At 63.5% G+C, this 17,871-nt stretch carries 18 protein-coding genes; 3 read left to right on the top strand and 15 right to left on the bottom strand.

Annotation, left to right across the window (positions count from 1 at the left end; all coding sequences use genetic code 11):
• Positions 1-31: 31 nt before the first annotated feature.
• The 3 genes from KTR60_RS10750 to rfbD are packed head-to-tail and all read right to left on the bottom strand — an operon-like array spanning position 32 to position 2,908.
• Positions 32-1,114 (bottom strand): sugar phosphate nucleotidyltransferase, encoded by a 1,083-nt coding sequence (locus KTR60_RS10750; RefSeq protein ID WP_037125580.1) that lies wholly within the window; start codon positions 1,112-1,114, stop codon positions 32-34.
• Complete coding sequence (locus tag KTR60_RS10745) at positions 1,111-2,025, bottom strand: glycosyltransferase family 2 protein (RefSeq protein ID WP_003940999.1); 915 nt, start codon at positions 2,023-2,025, stop codon at positions 1,111-1,113. The genes KTR60_RS10750 and KTR60_RS10745 overlap by 4 nt, the downstream gene beginning before the upstream one ends.
• Positions 2,026-2,068: 43 nt before the next feature.
• Positions 2,069-2,908, bottom strand: a complete 840-nt coding sequence (gene rfbD / locus KTR60_RS10740) for a dTDP-4-dehydrorhamnose reductase (RefSeq protein WP_054187633.1) — start codon at positions 2,906-2,908, stop codon at positions 2,069-2,071.
• Between the two features lie 114 nt (positions 2,909-3,022).
• On the opposite strand from rfbD, the gene KTR60_RS10735 reads away from it, so the two are divergent.
• Positions 3,023-4,504, top strand: coding sequence for an LCP family protein (locus KTR60_RS10735; RefSeq protein WP_054187643.1), 1,482 nt, complete (start codon positions 3,023-3,025; stop codon positions 4,502-4,504).
• A gap of 54 nt (positions 4,505-4,558) precedes the next feature.
• A complete protein-coding gene (locus tag KTR60_RS10730) occupies positions 4,559-5,272 on the top strand; it encodes a TIGR03089 family protein (RefSeq protein WP_003940786.1) in 714 nt (237 codons plus the stop codon).
• Between the two features lie 3 nt (positions 5,273-5,275).
• Here KTR60_RS10730 and KTR60_RS10725 read toward each other — a convergent pair whose 3' ends face one another.
• The 7 genes from KTR60_RS10725 to KTR60_RS10695 all read right to left on the bottom strand — a co-directional run bounded on the left by KTR60_RS10725 (position 5,276) and on the right by KTR60_RS10695 (position 12,686).
• Complete coding sequence (locus KTR60_RS10725; protein ID WP_039973206.1) at positions 5,276-7,726, bottom strand: ABC transporter permease; 2,451 nt, start codon at positions 7,724-7,726, stop codon at positions 5,276-5,278.
• Positions 7,723-8,520, bottom strand: coding sequence for an ABC transporter ATP-binding protein (locus KTR60_RS10720; RefSeq protein ID WP_042450120.1), 798 nt, complete (start codon positions 8,518-8,520; stop codon positions 7,723-7,725). The genes KTR60_RS10725 and KTR60_RS10720 overlap by 4 nt, the downstream gene beginning before the upstream one ends.
• Positions 8,521-8,654: 134 nt before the next feature.
• On the bottom strand, positions 8,655-9,347 hold the full coding sequence (locus KTR60_RS10715) for a response regulator (RefSeq protein WP_003940960.1): 693 nt from the start codon (positions 9,345-9,347) through the stop codon (positions 8,655-8,657).
• Between the two features lie 35 nt (positions 9,348-9,382).
• Positions 9,383-10,570 (bottom strand): sensor histidine kinase, encoded by a 1,188-nt coding sequence (locus tag KTR60_RS10710; protein WP_030535022.1) that lies wholly within the window; start codon positions 10,568-10,570, stop codon positions 9,383-9,385.
• 35 nt (positions 10,571-10,605) lie between these two features.
• On the bottom strand, positions 10,606-10,983 hold the full coding sequence (locus KTR60_RS10705) for a hypothetical protein (protein WP_054187635.1): 378 nt from the start codon (positions 10,981-10,983) through the stop codon (positions 10,606-10,608).
• A gap of 7 nt (positions 10,984-10,990) precedes the next feature.
• A complete protein-coding gene (gene purE, locus KTR60_RS10700; protein WP_042450122.1) occupies positions 10,991-11,503 on the bottom strand; it encodes a 5-(carboxyamino)imidazole ribonucleotide mutase in 513 nt (170 codons plus the stop codon).
• Positions 11,487-12,686, bottom strand: a complete 1,200-nt coding sequence (locus KTR60_RS10695) for a 5-(carboxyamino)imidazole ribonucleotide synthase (RefSeq protein ID WP_202426942.1) — start codon at positions 12,684-12,686, stop codon at positions 11,487-11,489. The genes purE and KTR60_RS10695 overlap by 17 nt, the downstream gene beginning before the upstream one ends.
• Before the next feature lie 191 nt (positions 12,687-12,877).
• On the opposite strand from KTR60_RS10695, the gene KTR60_RS10690 reads away from it, so the two are divergent.
• A complete protein-coding gene (locus KTR60_RS10690) occupies positions 12,878-13,477 on the top strand; it encodes a GtrA family protein (RefSeq protein ID WP_007731156.1) in 600 nt (199 codons plus the stop codon).
• A 26-nt stretch (positions 13,478-13,503) separates the two neighbouring features.
• Here the strand turns inward: KTR60_RS10690 and KTR60_RS10685 are convergent, their stop codons facing one another.
• The 5 genes from KTR60_RS10685 to KTR60_RS10665 form a co-directional block, all read right to left on the bottom strand.
• Positions 13,504-14,826, bottom strand: coding sequence for a sensor histidine kinase (locus KTR60_RS10685; protein ID WP_007731154.1), 1,323 nt, complete (start codon positions 14,824-14,826; stop codon positions 13,504-13,506).
• 26 nt (positions 14,827-14,852) lie between these two features.
• Positions 14,853-15,533, bottom strand: a complete 681-nt coding sequence (locus KTR60_RS10680; RefSeq protein WP_003940916.1) for a response regulator transcription factor — start codon at positions 15,531-15,533, stop codon at positions 14,853-14,855.
• 37 nt (positions 15,534-15,570) lie between these two features.
• Complete coding sequence (locus KTR60_RS10675; protein WP_003941034.1) at positions 15,571-16,137, bottom strand: PH domain-containing protein; 567 nt, start codon at positions 16,135-16,137, stop codon at positions 15,571-15,573.
• 74 nt (positions 16,138-16,211) lie between these two features.
• Positions 16,212-16,787, bottom strand: coding sequence for an HdeD family acid-resistance protein (locus KTR60_RS10670; RefSeq protein ID WP_046378328.1), 576 nt, complete (start codon positions 16,785-16,787; stop codon positions 16,212-16,214).
• A 117-nt stretch (positions 16,788-16,904) separates the two neighbouring features.
• Positions 16,905-17,759: a biotin--[acetyl-CoA-carboxylase] ligase gene (locus tag KTR60_RS10665; protein WP_003940755.1), complete on the bottom strand. Its 855-nt coding sequence runs from the start codon at positions 17,757-17,759 to the stop codon at positions 16,905-16,907.
• Positions 17,760-17,871 lie beyond the last annotated feature (112 nt).

The raw sequence follows: 17,871 nt of genomic DNA, 5'->3' as shown, positions 1-17,871 counted from the left end.
CCCGCCAGTATTCCAGTAGGTCAGCTAACGATCACACATCTGTGCTGAAGCGCACGCCACCGTCCGGCAGCGTCACCCCCGGCCACACGCGTGCGCCGCGCAACAATTCGCACCGCGCACCGATGTCCGCGCCGTCGCCGATGACAGCGTCGCGGACCAGCGCTCGGGGTCCGATACGGACGCCGAATCCGAGGATCGATCGTTCGACCACCGCGCCGGCTTCCACAACGGCGCCGTCGAAGAGAATTGCACCGTCGAGGCGAGCGCCTGCGCCGACTTCTGCGCCCCGACCGACAACCGTGCCGCCGATCAGGACAGCGCCCGGCGCGATTCCGGCTCCGGGGTGAACCAGCGACTCGCCGCGCGGACCTTCGAGAGCCGGCGAAGGTGCGATACCTCGCACCAGGTCGGCGGAACCGCGAACGAAGTCCTCGGGGGTTCCCATGTCACGCCAGTACGACGAGTCGACGTGGCCGAACACCCGCTTGCCCTCGGCCAGCAGATTCGGGAACACCTCGCGCTCGACCGACACCGGTCGTCCTTCGGGGATCTGTTCGATGATTTCGCGCTTGAAGACGTAGCAGCCGGCGTTGATCTGATCCGTCGGCGGATCCTGGGTCTTCTCCAGGAATGCCGAGACTCGTCCGTCCTCGTCGGTCGGAACACAACCGAATGCTCGCGGGTCTCCCACACGAACCAGATGCAGGGTCACGTCGGCGTCCGTCTTCTCGTGGGTCTCGAGAATGCCGTTCAGATCGGTGCCACCGAGCACGTCGCCGTTGAACACCATGACGTTGTCACCGCGCAACTTCGGCAGAACGTTGCGGATTCCGCCACCGGTGCCCAGCGGTTCGGTCTCGAAGACGTAGTCGATCTCGAGGCCCATCTTGGAGCCGTCGCCGAAGTAGTCCTCGAATACCTCTGCCTTGAAGGACGTTCCGAGCACGACGTGCTTGATTCCGGCTGCCTCGATGCGGGCGAGCAGGTGCGTCAGGAACGGCAGGCCGGCGGTCGGAAGCATCGGCTTGGGTGCCGACAGCGTCAGCGGACGCAGCCGAGTGCCTTTGCCGCCTACCAGGATTACGGCGTCGGTCGGATTCGGATCGGACATCATTTTCCCCCGTGGTTCGAAACTGATGGGTTGTCGGTCGAGTTGTCGGTGCGAGCGCGCTCGCGAACTGCAGAAGCTACGGCGATCTTGGATCGCACCGCGAGGCCACCGCGCAAGGCAAGTCGTAGCGGAGCCTGCCACCAGTGCGGATGGCGATCAGCCTGGAACTGGTACGCACTGCGATGATGGGCAGGCAACATCAGTTCCGGATGACGTCCTGCCGCATGGCCTTTGGCATGGGTGACGACGGCCGAGGGGACGAATACGTTGAGCCACCCGGCTTTTCCGAGGCGGTCACCGAAGTCCACGTCCTCCATGTACATGAAGTAACGAGAGTCGAAACCGGAGATGGTGTCGAAGGCGTCGCGTCGCACCAGCAGGCACGACCCGGAAAGCCACCCCACTGCACGCTCGGTGACGGCCTCGTTCTCCTGACGGTAACGAGCAGTCCACGGGTTCTTCGGCCATACGGTACCGAGCAACGCGTGCCCGACGCCCGAGGTGATGTCGGGCACCGTTCGCGCCGACGGATAGACACTGCCGTCCGGTTCGAGGACCTTCGGCCCCAGTGCACCGGCCCTTGGCCACCGATTTGCCGCAGCCACCAATTCGTCGAGTGAACCGGGTGCCCATTGGACGTCCGGGTTGGAAATCACGACGAATTCGATCGACGAATCGATCTCCGCTACGGCCCGATTTATCGCTCCCCCGTACCCGATGTTTCCGCCGGTTCGAAGCAGACGGACATGCTCGTACTTGGCATCGGCGGCCTCGGGGGCACCATCGGTCGACCCATTGTCGGCCATGATGACCTGGGGTTTTTCTGTCGTCGCCACAGCGAGCGTGCTCAAGAAATTCTCGAGATGCTCGCCTGGCGAGTAGGTCACCGTTACCACGGCCAGCTTGGGACTCACGCCGGTCAGCCTAGCCGTCCGCGGCCACTGTCCCGAACAATGCTCACGCCAGAGCGGCGTGCAGAGCCTCTCGCCACGGACGCAGCGGCGTCATTCCCGCGGTAACCCACGCGCGCTCGGACAAGACCGAATATGCCGGGCGCGGGGCAGGGCGTACGAACTCCGCACTACTGCACGGGCGCACCCGAGCAGGGTCTGCTCCGATCTCCTCGAAAACAGCTCGCGCCAACTCGTACCAACTTGCTTGCCCGCCGTTCGTCACGTGGAATGTCGACGCACCCGTGAAGTCCAGCAGCGCGAGTTCGACGATGCCGCCGGCCAGATCGACGCTGTACGTGGGTGACCCGATCTGGTCGTCCACGACGTTCACGAATTCGCGTTCGGCTTCGAGCCTTCTCATCGTGGCGACAAAATCCGTGCCGACACCGGAATACACCCACGCGGTGCGGACAACGGCCGCGTCAGCCCCCGACTCTCGAACAGCGATCTCGCCGTCCAGTTTGGTTCGGCCGTAGACCGTCGCGGGACCGGTCGGTGCATCGACGTCGTATGGCGAGCTTGCATCGCCCGGAAAGACGTAGTCGGTCGAAACGTGGATCAACCGCGAACCCACCCGCGCACAGGCTTGCGCGAGATTCCGCGGTCCGATCTCGTTGACCGCCCTCGCCGCCTCCTGGTCGGTCTCGGCAGCATCGACGGCCGTGTACGCAGCGCAGTTGATCAGCACCGAATCAGGCGAGACGAAGTTGTCAACCGCGCGGCTGTCGGTGATGTCCAGCTCGTCGGATCCGACGGCCGTGACGGGAAGACCCGCCGAGGTAGCGAGGGTTTCGACACGGGTCCCGAGCTGCCCTCGGGCGCCGGTGAGCAGGATATTCGTCACACGGTTCAGTCTGGCACGCCGCGTCGAGGTACCCGCGGCCGAGCATCGGACCAGTAACCTGAAGGAGTGTCCCACCAGCAACCGCAGCGCCGCGCGCGTCCACGACCTGCGCCGATTCGGACCAAGACGAGCCCGGCTCGCATAGCGGTCGCGGTGCTGTCCGTGCTCGTACTGCTGGTCACCGGGTTCGCATGGCGGGGTGTGGACTCGTTGAGAAACAGCCTTGCCACTGCCAGCGGACTCGGCCTCGGTGGCGGCAAGGACGGAGCAATCGACATTCTGATGGTGGGAACGGACAGTCGAACGGACGCGCACGGCAACCCGCTCTCACAAAGCGAGCTCGACTCGTTGCGCGCAGGTGAGGAAGTTGCGTCCAATACCGACACCATCATCTTGATCCGCGTCCCCAACGACGGGAGTTCCGCGACCGCGATCTCGATTCCCCGCGACGCGTACGTCAACGTCCCGGGTATCGGTATGTCGAAGATCAACGCCGCGTTCGGTGCCACCAAGGAAACCGAGCGACTGAAGTTGGTCAACAACGGGTCGTCCGACAGCGATGCAGACAAGAAGTCGACGGAAGCCGGCCGGACCGCGCTCATCGGAGCGGTGGCGAATCTGACCGGCATCACCGTCGATCACTACGCCGAAGTCGGACTACTCGGATTCGTCCTGCTGACCAACGCAGTGGGCGGAGTCGACGTGTGCCTCAACGCGCCGGTCGACGAACCGATGTCCGGAGCCAATTTCGCGGCCGGGAAACAGACACTCGACGGCGCCGACGCGCTGAGCTTCGTGCGACAACGACACGATCTTCCTCGCGGCGACCTGGACCGGATCGTTCGCCAGCAGGTGTTCATGGCTTCTCTCGTCAGCAAGGTACTCAGCGCAAAAACCCTCAGTGACCCCGGCAAGCTCAGTCAGCTGACCTCGGCTGTCCAGCGTTCCGTCGTGATCGACGACGACTGGGACATCATCGAGTTCGCCAAGCAGTTGCAGAATCTGGCCGGCGGCAAGGTGCAATTCGAGACCATTCCCGTTCTCGACATCAACGGCATGACCGATTACGGCGAGTCCATCGTCAAGGTCGATCCCAAGGCCGTCAAGAAGTACATCGCGGGATTGGTCGGCGCCGACAGCGAGGACTCGGAGACCTCCGAAGCACCGACCACGGTGAATGCCTCCTCGATCACGGTCGACGTCGCAAACGCCAGTGACATCGCAGGGTTGGCCAGCGGGGTTTCCGAAGCGTTGAGTGCCCTCGGGTACAAGCAGGGTCAGGTCGGCAACAACACCGGCTCGGACGTCACCGAATCGACGGTGTTCGCAAAGTCCGCGGACGACGACGCAGCACTCGCGGTGGCCGAGGCACTCGGCGGTCTGACGGTCAAGGCGGATTCGTCATTGTCCTCGGGCAAGGTTCGGGTTGTCATTGCCGAGGACTACAGCGGCCCGCAGTCCGCGGACGCGGTATCCCCGTCCGAAGGAGCGACAAGCACGACTGAATCGTCGAGCACCACCGAGACCAGCCCCACTCCCGCCCCTCCCGGTCCGCCGATCGACGCGGCCTCCAACGGCCCGCGCTGTGTGAACTGAAAAACTGTGTGAACTGAAAGCGGTGTGAACTGAACGGCTGCGTAAGCTGACGACGTGCCTTCGCCTGTAGACAACCTGACCGACGCCCTCCTCGGACCGATCCTGGCTGCCGACCCGGCCGGCCCTCGCGTGACCTACTACGACGACGCCACCGGCGAGCGCATCGAATTGTCTGCGAGCACTCTGGCCAACTGGGCGGCAAAGACAGCGAATATGGTCCGCGACGAGTTCGCTCTCGAGCCCGGCGGCAAAGTTGCCGTGCTGCTTCCCGCGCACTGGCAGAGCGTCGCCGTCTTGCTGGGTGTGTGGTGGGCAGGCGGTGAGGTGGTCCTCTCCCCCGACGCCGACGCCGAACTGGCTTTTGTCACTGCGGACCGACTGGACGATGTTGCGGACGTACCGGAGGTAGCCGCACTCTCACTCGACGCGTTCGGCAAAGGTTTGAGCGATCTTCCGCTCGGCGTCGCCGACTACGCAACCTCCATCCGTGTGCACGGCGACCAGTTCCGTAGCGCCGGAGCCGGTTCGGCGCTGGAAGGCCGGTCCGTAGCGGACACGATCGACGCGGCACGGGCATCGGCGAAGAACGTCGAATTGGTGTCGACGGATCGTGTCCTCTCCAGTCGCACGTGGGACACGGCAGACGAATTGATCGACGGGCTTCTGGCAGTTCTCGCCGCGGGTGCCTCACTCGTGCAGGTCGCCCACCCGGACGCGGAAGCTACCGCGCGCCGAGTGGGCACCGAGAAGGTCACGAAACAGTTCTGAACGCTAGCTCGCGAGAGCTGTCACCGGTGACACCAGCCCCGCCCGCCTAGCGGGGAGCAGTGACGCGATCACACCGCAGATTCCGCCGATCAACACGATGGCTACCAACTGCACCCACGGCACTGCGCTGAGGGCGACGTCCTCGATCCCGAAAACCGATGCGGTACCGGCTACACCGAACACCATCCCGAACAGCACTCCGATCACCGATGCGACTCCTGCCACGAGCAGCGCTTCCCAGATCAACATGGCTCGAATTCCCTTCTTGGTCAGTCCGAGTGCGCGAAGCAGTCCGGATTCGCGGCGCCGTTCGAGAACGGACAGTGCCATGGTGTTTCCGACGCCGATCAAAGCGATCAACACCGCTACCGACAGCAATCCGGCAACCACCATGAGCATGGTGTCGAGGATCGAATCGAGAGCTGAACGCATCTCGGTCATGCCCTGAACATCGCTGCCCGGCGCTTCCTGGCGTGCCAGTTCCGTGATGCGGTCGGTGGCGGCCAAAGCCTGTTCGTCAGTATCCGTCCCCAGCCTTACCCAGTACGAATCGGTGGTCGGCGCGGTGGCCGCTGCACCGAGATCGCCTCGATCCAGTAGTGCTGGTTGACCTTTCACGCCCTCGACCACGCTGACGTTCACGACGCCGCGATCCCCACGCACCGTCGCCGTATCGCCCGCCGAGAGCTTGTATTCGGTCAGGTCAGCGGGCGAGAGCACCAACTGACCGGCCGCGGGTACCGAGATCTCGGTACGCAGAACATCTTTCACCCGCGCAGCGTCGACGCCGAATCCGGCCAACGAACCGCGCCCGTCGATCGTCAGTTCGGCCTTGTCCAGACCGCTCACCGCGCCGACACCGTTGACCGCGGCGATGTCTGTGCCCAACCCTGCGGGAAGCGGTGCCGAACCTGAACTGCTCACCATGACGTCGACGGGGAATTGACTGTCCATCGCCGCGGGTGCGGCTTCCTTGACCGTCGCGATTCCCACGACGAGCGTGCTCGTCAAGGCAACACCGATCAACAATGCGGTGGCCGTCGCCGAGGTGCGGCGTGGGTTCCGACCGGCGTTGCCTGCTGCCAGGCTTCCCACCGGACCGATCAGTCTCGCCAACACTCCGCCGGCCGCATTGATCAGTGCAGGCACGATTCGACCGGACAGTGCCGCGATCCCCAGGAACGAGAACAGTCCACCGGCGGTTGCGGCCGGCACCTGCTGATTCGTCACTCCCAGGACGGTCATCGCGATGCCCGCGAGCAGGATCACGACGCCGAGAACCCGGCGCACCACCGATACCTGAACGCTCTCGGGCTTGGACTCCATCGGCTGCAGTGCTGCCAGCGGGGAGAGCCTCGTTGCCGCCCTCCCGGGCGCAGATGCAGCGAGCATCGTCATCACGATGCCGACGGCAAGACCGACGAGCACGGTCACCGGGGTGACGCTCAGTGACGAAAGAGGAACCGGCACATCTGCGGCCGTTGCTACGCGACCGATTGCCCAGGCAAGTCCGACACCGAGTCCGACGCCGATCACCGAGGCGATCACGCCGACCGCCGCGGCTTCACTGCGAATGCTCCGGCGAACCTGTTTGGCCGTGGCGCCGACGCATCGCAGCAACGCAAGTTCCTGAGTGCGCGCCGCGAGCAGCACGGCAAATGTATTGGCGATCACCAGCGCGGCAACAACAACGGCGATGGCGCCGAAGGCGAGCAACACCGTGCTGAGGATCTTGGTGCCGCCCATGTATTCGGCTGCGGCGTTGTCTGTGGCTTCTTCGCCGGTCAGCACGGTGGAGTCCGCGGGCAACGCGCTCGAGATCGAATCCACGAGTTCTTGCTGAGAGCGTGAACCGTCACCGGCGACACGGAACTCACGTTCGGCACTGTCACCGGCCCACGCGCTCACCTGCTCGGCGGTGGTGAATATCTTGATCCCGCCCAGTCGTTGCGCCGAACCGGAGAGGTCGACCAGTCCGACTACCTCCGCGGTGGGTGCGGCGGCACCGACCGTCGAATCCCGTGCCGTGACTGTGATTCGGGCACCGATCGGTATCCCGGAGTCCGCGCTCACCAACACCTGCCCCAGACCAGCCGGAATCGATCCCTCCGACACCTTCTCCCAACGCAATTCGGGATTGTCGGCAATCGAGAGCGCATCCCCGTAGGACGCGCCCTTTGCCTCGGAGTCGACACGAACATAGGTCGACACGTCGTCGGCCACCGCCGAGACGCCCGGCACCGCGCTCAGCAGTGCTTCTGTCACGCCTGGACCGGACGCGACGACATCTGTGGTTTCGTATTGCGTCGCAAGTGATTTGCTCACACTCGCGTCGACCGTCGAGCTCAAGGTCAAAGTCGCGACGATGTATCCGACGGCGATCACCACCGCGAGTATCGACGCCACATAGCGCCCGGCATGTGCCCGCGCCTGCGCAAAAGCCAGACCTCTCATCGCAGTGCACCCGAAACTGCAGGAACATCGGCCAGGTCGTCGGCACCGAGAGCTCGCATGGCACCGATCACCGAGTCGACGGTGGGATGGTCGATCTCTCCGGCTATACGCCCGTCCGCGATCAACACGACTCGATCCGCGTACGACGCCGCCACCGGATCGTGTGTCACCATCACGACCGTCTGACCGGTCTCCCGGACACTGGTGCGCAAGAGTCCCAGAACCTCTGTCCCGGAACGGGAATCCAGGTTGCCGGTAGGCTCGTCGGCAAAGATCACGTCGGGCTGGGGCAGTAATGCACGGGCGACAGCTACACGTTGCTGCTGACCGCCGGACAACTCGTGCGGCAGGTGGTCGAGGCGCTGCGACAGGCCCAGCTTTCCGATCACCTCGTCCATCCACTCGGGCGAGGGTTCACTACCTGCCAGCTTCATCGGCAGCAGCATGTTCTCCCGAGCAGTGAGCACCGGTAGCAGGTTGAACGCTTGGAAGACGAATCCGATCCGCTCGCGTCGCAGTTCGGTGAGCTCCGTGTCGCCGAGTTTCGTGACTTCGGTGTCGCCCAGGAAAACCTGCCCACCCGAGACCGTGTCGAGTCCGGCCAGGCAGTGCATGAGCGTCGACTTTCCGGAGCCGGACGGGCCCATGATCGCGGTGAACCGCTCGCGACCGAAGTCCACGTCGACTCCGCCGAGCGCGTGAACCGTGGTCTCACCGGTGCCGTACACCTTGGTGACACCGCGGGCAGTGATCGCCGGCACTGCGGCTGGTTCCGTCGTGGTGTGCGCATGCATTTTTTGCCCTCCGTAAAGCTTCTCGCTATGACGGAATCGACGTTATTGCAGCGCAAGTGGTCTCCGCGTCGGAGTGCGGGGCGATCTTGGAGAGCCCGGTGTCATCCCGGGGTAGGACTGGACAGGGCGGCGTGTCAGCCCTCGGTGCCGAGGAGATCTGCGCGCCGGACAAGTCCGATCTGGAAGGCGAAGACGACTGCCTGTACACGATCACGAGAATGAGTCTTTGAAAGAACCCGTCCGACATGGGTTTTCACTGTCGTCTCGGAGACGTGGAATTTCGCAGCGATCTCCGAATTCGACAGCCCGTACGCCATGGCTTCGAGCACCTCGACCTCGCGCGGCGTCAACTCTTCGGGCAACTGCGCTTCGGGCGCCGAGCCTTCCAGGAGTGGCCCGACGTGCTGAAGCAGTCGCCGAGTGGCCCGGGCTTCGATCACCGCGTCCCCGCGGTGCACGGTGCGGATGGCGTCGAGCAACTGCTCCGGTGGCACGTCCTTGAGCAGGAAACCACTGGCGCCCGCCCGGATAGCCGACATCACGTACTCGTCGTTGTCGAAGGTGGTGAGCACCACGACCTTCGGCGCATCGGGGTCGGCCAGGAGCCGACGAGTCGCCTCGATGCCGTCCATCTTCGGCATCTGGACATCCATCAGAACGACGTCGACATGACGGGCGGCCAACTCGGTCAGCGCCTGCTGACCGTCCGAAGCCTCGACAACCACCGACAGATCCGGCTGTGAGTCGATGACCATTCGAAAACCTGCGCGGACCAGCTGCTGATCGTCGATCAGTGCCACTGCGATCGGAGCCACGTGTTCGTCCATGCCACTCACCTTAAGACCTTCGGACGTTTCAAGACCTACCCAGACGTTCGTTCGTACGGCAAGACGGCCCGGACGCTGTATCCGCCGCCTGATTTCGGTCCGGCGGTCACTTTGCCTCCGTGCAGCTTGGCTCGCTCGGCCATTCCGATCAGTCCCTGTCCGCCTGGTGACGATTCGACCAGCGCGGCGCTGCCGCCTCGTCCGTCGTCGGTGATACCGAGAACGAGTTCGGTTTCAGCCCATGTCATCTCGACGCTCGCCTGTGCTCCAGGCCCCGCATGTTTGAGAACGTTCGTCAGCGATTCCTGCACGATGCGATACGCCGTCAACCCCGCACCCGCAGAGAGTTCGCGTGGTTCCCCGGTCACACTGACGGCGATGTCGAGTCCGCTGCTGCGTAACTCGTGGAAGAGACTGTCGATGTCGCCGGCGCCCGGGATCACCGAGAAATCACGGGGCGTGTCCTCACGCAGGACGGACAGCAGCGATCGCATGTCGGTCAACGCTTGGCGGCCGGTGGAGGCAATTGTTTCGAGTGCCTGAATTGCAGCCTGAGGATCCTTGGCCGCGCTGTAGCGTCCACCGTCGGCCTGAGCGATGACAACGGTCAACGAATGCGCGACGATGTCGTGCATCTCGCGCGCAATCCTCGAGCGTTCGCTGATCGTCGCGATTTCCGCTTCCTGCGCACGCTCGAGTTCGAGCAACCGTGCGCGCTCGGTCAGACCTTCCAATTGTTTGGTGCGAACTCGACGCAAATCACCGAACGCCCAGACCGCGAGCATGAAGATCATGACGGCCACGGACTGCATGACCTGCGAGGACACCGGGATTCCGTCGTAGCCGAAGTATCGAACAGTCCCGGCAATCGAGCCGAGCAACGCGAGCACCAGCCCGGTGAGTGAACTCCACCGAGCACCATAGGCGGCCAGCGCGTACAGGGAGATGGGTACGACAACGGCCGATGCGAGCAGTGTGTTGCCGATGAAGATCACGTGTAGAACCGCGAATCCTGCGATCACCATGCCGGAGAGTTCGGGGCGCGAGCGTCGCCACGCCAACGGAACGGTCATACCCAGCGAGATGAACACCGCCAGCGGACTCGCCTCGACCGCCACGACAACGCTGAACAGTGCGGCAACCGTCGCAATGCAGATGTCCACACCGCGAGCATGTTCCGCGCTCCAGCGGACGAAGCGTTCACTAGTCGGAAAACGAGCCATGCCGCCAAGAGTAGCTTTTACTGACGAGCTTTCACTCAGGTGCGGTAACCGCCGTCTTCGAGACCGGCCTCGATTTCGAAGCGGTTGCGCGGCCCGCGATGACGCAGTTCCTCACGCAGGTACAACAACCCGAATATGATTCCGTACCTGGCCCATTGGTCTGCATGAACGGCCTCGTGACGAAGGACGGATCGAGTCGTGTTCCGCCGGGTGAGATATACACCACCGAGAGTTGTTCCGCCTCTGGCGAACCCGCAGCGCAGTCCGGAGGCGACAAAGATTCCGGACTCGTCGTCGAAGCGGATGTCCGCGCCGAGAATCCTGGCGTACAGCAGGGCGACGCGGGTGACGAACGCGGACTGCGCGCTGCCCCGACTCGCTCGGATCAGCGGCAGCCCGCGTCGTGCACACACGAGAAGATCAGCCCAGCAGTTTTTCGCGGAGCGCCTTGTCCTTGTCGAGCACCATCGACTCGAGGCTCTCCTGGAACGCCACCATCCGCCGCTGCAGTGCGGGATCCGAAGCACCGAGAATCCGAGCAGCCAGCAGACCGGCGTTGCGAGCGCCACCGATCGACACTGTCGCCACCGGGACGCCGGCCGGCATCTGGACGATCGAAAGCAGCGAATCCATACCGTCGAGGTACTTGAGCGGCACCGGAACACCGATGACCGGCAACGGCGTGGCCGAGGCAACCATGCCCGGAAGGTGCGCGGCGCCACCGGCACCGGCGATGACGACCTTGATTCCGCGGCCCGCGGCTTCCCTGGCGTAGTCGAGCATCCGCTGAGGCGTGCGGTGCGCCGAGACGACACCGACCTCGAAGCGGATACCGAACTCGGCCAAAGCTTCGGCGGCAGCTTCCATGGTCGGCCAATCCGAATCGCTGCCCATGATCAGGCCGACCTGCGCGCTCTCACTCACCGTGTACATCCCATCCGTCGGTCCAAACTGCATACGAAAGCCAATGTGCTGCGCGCTCGGCGCGTTCCCGAACTGCGGCAACGTAATTCGGATCGTCGATGGATCCGGCGCCGCCCACGATGTTGACGTGACCGATCTTGCGATCCTTGCGCTCACCCTTGCCGTACAGGTGGATCTTCGCGTCAGGCATCCGCGCGAACAGGTGATGGACGCGCTCGTCCATCGTCATCTCGGGAGCTTCCGGCGCACCGAGAACGTTGGCCATCACGGTGACCGGCGCGATCGGCGACGTATCTCCGAGCGGGTAGTCGAGAACCGCGCGCAGGTGCTGCTCGAACTGAGAGGTGCGGGCGCCGTCCATCGTCCAGTGACCGGAGTTGTGCGGGCGCATCGCCAACTCGTTGACCACGAGAGTGCCGTCGGTCGTCTCGAACAGTTCGACGGCCATGGAGCCGACCACACCGAGCTCCGACGCGATGCGCAGCGCCAACTGTTCAGCTTCCTCGGCAACGGCACTCGAAAGCTCGGGGGCAGGTGCGATCACGACGGCACACTGGCCGTTGCGCTGAACCGTTTCCACGACCGGCCACGTAGCGCCCTGTCCGAACGGCGACCGCGCCACCATGGCGGACAGCTCCCGACGCATCGAGACCATTTCCTCGACGATCAGCGGAACACCCTTGTTCAGCTGCTCGGTGACGATGGCTTCTGCTTCGTCCTGATCGTCGGTGATCCAGACGCCGCGGCCGTCGTAGCCTCCGCGTGTTGCCTTGATGACAAGCGGCCAACCGTGTTGGGCACCGAAACGCACGACGTCTTCTGCCCACGTCACTTCGGCGTACGCAGGTACGGGCGCGCCCAGTTCGGCAAGTTTGCGACGCATCAGAAGTTTGTCCTGAGCGAAGATCAGAGCCTGCGGCGGCGGCTGAACGTTCACGCCTTCGGCAACAAGAACCTCGAGATGCTCCGTGGGCACGTGCTCGTGGTCGAACGTCAACGCGTTGGAACCGACCGCTGCGCGTCGAAGAGCGTCGAGGTCGGTGTGGCTGCCGAGCACGACGTCGGGGCTGACCTGAGCTGCCGGCTCGTCCGAAGTCCCGGAGAGCACTCGGAGCGTCTGGCCCAGGGCCACCGCCGCCTGGTGAGTCATCCTGGCCAACTGTCCGCCACCGATCATGGTGACGACGGGCATGGATGCTTTTGCCGGTCGAGGGGTGGTCGGGCGGGCGGGGATCTGCGCGGGATCGTTGTTGCCGGTCACGGCTCTCTATGTTGTCATGTGCCGCGTTCGCCCGTTCATTCAGCGTTCCCAATCTGTGATTCTGCTGATGAATCCGCGGCAAATTGGTGGTAACGCGGTTTCGTTTCGTAAACTCATCTGTTGTGCCATTTGTCGACGGGGTCATTGCCCGCATACCCCAACCGTTTCGTGACATCGCTCTGCGTCACAGCGAGCTGATCAAATTCGCGATCGTCGGCGGAACGACCTTCCTCATCGACTCGGGCATCTTCTACACACTCAAGCTGTCGATCCTCGAATCCAAGCCGATCACGGCCAAGATCATCGCCGGCGTCGTCGCGGTGATCGCGTCGTACATTCTCAACCGCGAGTGGTCGTTCAAGAACCGTGGTGGCCGTGAACCAGCGCACGAAGCTGCGCTGTTCTTCATCATCAGCGCCATCGGTGTCGTCATCAGCTTCATCCCGCTGTACATCTCCAGTTACGTCTTCAACCTGCGCGTACCCGAAGTCAGCCTGGCGACGGAGAACATCGCCGACTTCATCAGTGCATATGTCATCGGCAACCTGCTGCAGATGGCGTTCCGATTCTGGGCCTTCCGCAAGTTCGTGTTTCCCGACGAGAATCCGGAACCGCTCGAGCTGTCCGACACCACAGGATTGTCCGAAACCACAGCGTTATCCGAAACCACGGCGCCTGACCCGGTAATTCCTGATGCCGAAGAGGAGCTCGGGCACTCCTGAGTTTTCCGTCTGCGCCGACCTTTCGGTCAGCGCGGTTCGCGGTGCGGAACGACGTCCGCGGTCGGCGCCGTGTTGGCCACCGGCAGGAAGACGGCGAACAAGGCAGGCTTACGCCTCTGCAGTTCCAGGCGGCCCCCGTCGGCTTCGATCAGTGCACGTGCGAGCGCCAACCCGACGCCGGTGGACCCCGCCCCCGAAAATCCTCTGTCGAAGATGTGCGGCGCCAGATCGTTCTCCACACCGGAGCCTTCGTCGGTGACCTCGACGCACACCATCGAGTCACGGCGAGACGAACTGCGACCCGTACCGTCGATCAATCGCACCGACACCGTGCACGTGCCTTCACCGTGTTCGAACGAATTGTCGACCAGAACGGAAACAGCTTCACGCAGACGCGAACCTGTGGTCGCAGCCATCACCGTGCGATCGCCGCGTAGGCGCAGCCTGCGTCCCTCTCCGTCGAACTGAGCCTGCCAGTCGCGAGTCACCTGTTCCAGCTCGCCGACTACCGACACCAGACTCGCCGATGACCCACTGGTGCGCGACGAGCGAATCAGGTCGTCGATTCCGTCGGTGAGCCTGTCCACTTGCGCCATGGCTTCCTCGGCCTCGTTCACGACGTCAGGATCTTCGTGAACGGACAACTCGTCCAGGCGCAGCCGCACTGCAGTCAGTCGACTGCGCAGTTGATGCGAGACGTCCGCAACCAGCGCGCGCTCTCGTTGCAGCCGCACCGAAATCTCCACGGTTGCCGCATCGAGGACGTCGGACACGCGGTCGAGTTCGGGGATGTCGTGCCGACGAGGATCCGGCCGGAAGTCGCCTTCGGCGAGGCGCGCCGCCCGGTCGGCCACATCCTGCAGCGGATCGGCAAGCCGACGCGCAGTGACCACAGCAACCACGGTGCCTGCCGTGATGGACAGAAGCACGAGCACGCCGACAGCCATCACCGCCTGTTTCTGCTGGGTGCGCAGGTTCTCCGACGGCACCTCGAGGCGCAACGAGCCGGACGTTCCCATCGCGAGCGATTCGACGAGTGCGTTCTTGACCGTCGCCTCACCGACGTCGACGCGTGCAGCGCCGTCGACGACGGTCGGATACACGACGACGAGGCGCCCGTCGTTCGGGGTGAGAACCTTGAGCGAATCTGTGTTCAACGCACCTTCGACGAGTCCGTTCGTCCCCTCTTGCGCGATGACCTCAGCGGCCATCCGGTCGAGGCGCACCCGGAGATCACTTCGCGTCACGTCCTCCACCCAGAGCCACGCCGTGTAGATCAGCGGAACCCCCAGCAGCAACGCCGTCATGATCACGACAGCGAGAATCGACTGCAATATGCGACGCCGCATGCCGGCAGTTCCTGATTCTCGAGAAGTTAGTCGGTGTTGATTCGGAAACCGACACCGCGGACGGTGGCAATCCTGCGTTCCACGGCGGGGCCCTCGTCGCCGATCTTGCGGCGCAGCCACGACATGTGCATGTCGAGCGTCTTCGATCCACGAAGCTCGACGTCGCCCCACACCTCACGAAGGATCGTATCGCGCGAGACCACTTCCCCGGCGTGCTCGAGGAGGACCCGCAGAAGCTCGTATTCCTTGTTGGCCAAGGCGATTTCGGAGCCGTTGACGAGTACGCGTCGTGCCGCGGGCTCGAGCCTGATGCCACCGACCTCGACGATCGTGTCCTCGCGGCCACCGTGGCGACGCAGGAGTGCTCGCACACGTGCCATCAACTCGGCGAGACGAAACGGCTTGCTGACGTAGTCGTCGGCGCCCGCGTCCAACCCGACCACGAAGTCGACTTCGTCGGTCCTGGCGGTCAACATCAGCACGGCGAGCGAGGTGCGATGCGCACGAATCTGTCGGCAGACCTCGAGGCCGTCCATGCCCGGAAGGCCGAGATCGAGAATCAACAGGTCGAAATCACCTTCGAGCGCCTGCTGCAACGCAGCGGGTCCGGTCGGTTCGACCGTCACCGAATACCCTTCACGCCCCAAGGCGCGGGAAAGGGGTGCAGCAATGGCCTCGTCGTCTTCGGCTAGCAATACGGCAGTCACACGAACAGACTACGGACAACACGCCTTTGCACGTTGATTACCAGCCATTTCGATCATTCGGGTCGTCGTTTTCACCTGACGGCCACTGCGGTGCCTGCGATGGTGGCTGCTGCATGGAATCGAAAACCTGGTGATACAGCAGGGCGTGAACGTGCTCGACGTCAGGAATGTCGTCGAACTCGAGCGGATCGTCACTGGCAGATGCGATGACCAGAGTTCCGGTCTTGAGCATTCGATCGATCAGGCCGTGACGGAACTGAACATTGCTGATCCGTCCCATGGGAATGTCGATACCCGTGTGCGTGAGCACTCCGTGGCGGATGAGCACTCGCCGATCGGTGACGATGAAATGCGTGAACTTCCAAACCGTGAAGGGCGCAACCGACCGCCAGGCCACGACACCGAGCCAGATGATTCCGACGGCAATGGACGACACGGTGCGAGCCGTGCCGTCCAATCTCGTCTGTGCGAGGCCCAACAAGAACCCGGCGACGGCCGTCGCAAGTACGAACGTCAGCGCCGGAAGCACCAACATCTTCCAATGAGGATGGCGATGCAGTATCAGTTCCTCGTCCTGAGCGAGGGCGTCTTCGGGATATCCCATGACGGGAAGTCTGCCACCCCGCACCGACTTTCAGGCACACCGACTTTCAGGCACACCCGTCTTCAGGGCAACGCTCAGGGCTGCGCGATCTTTCGCAGCACCAACGGGGTCACGACGATGATGATGCCGTACAGCACCATCCACACTCCGACCACGATGCGGAAGACGTCGAGCGAGAGTTCGGGCTGCAGAAGGACGATTGCACCCGCGACGATGCTGATGACTCCGAGCACGATCGACAGACCGCGATCGACGGTGTGCCCGGACGCCGCGTCGACCAGATCGAGAACGCCACGGAATACCCACCAGGCACCGATCACCAACGCGATCAGAACCACCGTCTGCAAAGGGCTACGGAGAACCAGGAATCCGAGGAGCACTGCCAACGCGCCGGAGATCGCGACGAGCGTGCGAGTTCCACCCGAAGCCGCCACGTCCGCAAACGAACGGATGATCTGAACGATTCCGAATCCGAACAACTGGATCGCAATGACAACCGCGACCACGAACAGCGTGGCATCCGGCCACGCGAGTACCGCGATACCCAGTCCCAATGTGAGGACACCGAGCAGCACCGTCACGCCGGTGAGTACGCGGCGAGCGCTCTCGGCCGTCTCGGCTTCGGTCGGAACAACGATCGGTGTGGTCATGACGCCCCTAGGCAGCTCGGTAAATCCCGCAGTTGAGTGAAATGAAGGACGGACGGTTGGTTCAAAACCGGTCCGGGCCAAAAATTAGCACTTTGGTGCCAGAAAATCCGGCAACGTTCACGATTCGGTGACCGGGGCGGCGCGAAGGTGCGTGATATCACCCGCTGCGACCGCAAAGGTCTCCCCATCTGTTCCCTCGATTTCGATGACGACGCGTCCGGAAGTGTCGACGTCGGTCGCGATACCGAACACCTCCTTGTCGCCCGGCAAGACCGCGCGGACTCGTTTGCCCAGCGTCCCGCAGCGCTGCCGGTATTCGGCAGCCAACACAGATGTATCCCATTTCGACGATTCCCAAGCACGGAATTGCGTCGCCAATTCACGGGCGATTGCGCGAACGAGAGTGTCGCGGTCGACAGTCGATGCTTCTTCGATCAGCAGTGACGTAGCGGTCGGGACGGGCAACTCCTCGACGCCGAGGCTCACGTTCAGCCCGATCCCCACCACCACCGCGGGATCGGGCGCCGTCCTCGCCACCTCGGCCAGAATGCCGGCGACCTTCTTGTCACCGATGAGAACGTCGTTCGGCCACTTGAGTTCTGCGGGCACTTCGGCCACGTTGCGCAGCGCGTCGACGACCGCGATTCCCGACAGTAGCGGGAGCCAACCCATGTCCGCGAGATTCATTCCGGGCATCGACAGCAGAACCGACATCGAGATCTGCGCTTGCGGCGGACTCACCCACGTGCGCGAATGACGGCCACGGGCACTCGCCTGATATTCGGCGATCAGAACGTGACGGTCGGCATCCGGATCTGCCGCTCGCGCAAGGAGATCCGCGTTCGTCGAACCGGTCTCCTCGACAACGTCGAGGCGGTTCCAGAAAACGCGCGCGTCGTCGTTGTCACTGCGCACGAGTGCGCGTCGTAGGGCATTGCCGTCGAGGGGCGGTCGGTTCAAGTCGGTCCACATAGCCCCAGCCTATGACGACGGCGAGAATGTACTGGTCAGTAGCTTGAGCCTGCAAGACAGCGACAATCGGACCTGCCTTCGAAGCCCCCCACGCACTCTCGTTAAGCTCACG

Source organism: Rhodococcus sp. C1 (assembly GCF_020809065.1).
Taxonomy (GTDB): domain Bacteria; phylum Actinomycetota; class Actinomycetes; order Mycobacteriales; family Mycobacteriaceae; genus Rhodococcus_F; species Rhodococcus_F qingshengii.
Note: the sequence above shows the minus strand (reverse complement) of the source record. Positions and strands in the feature narration are given on the sequence as shown.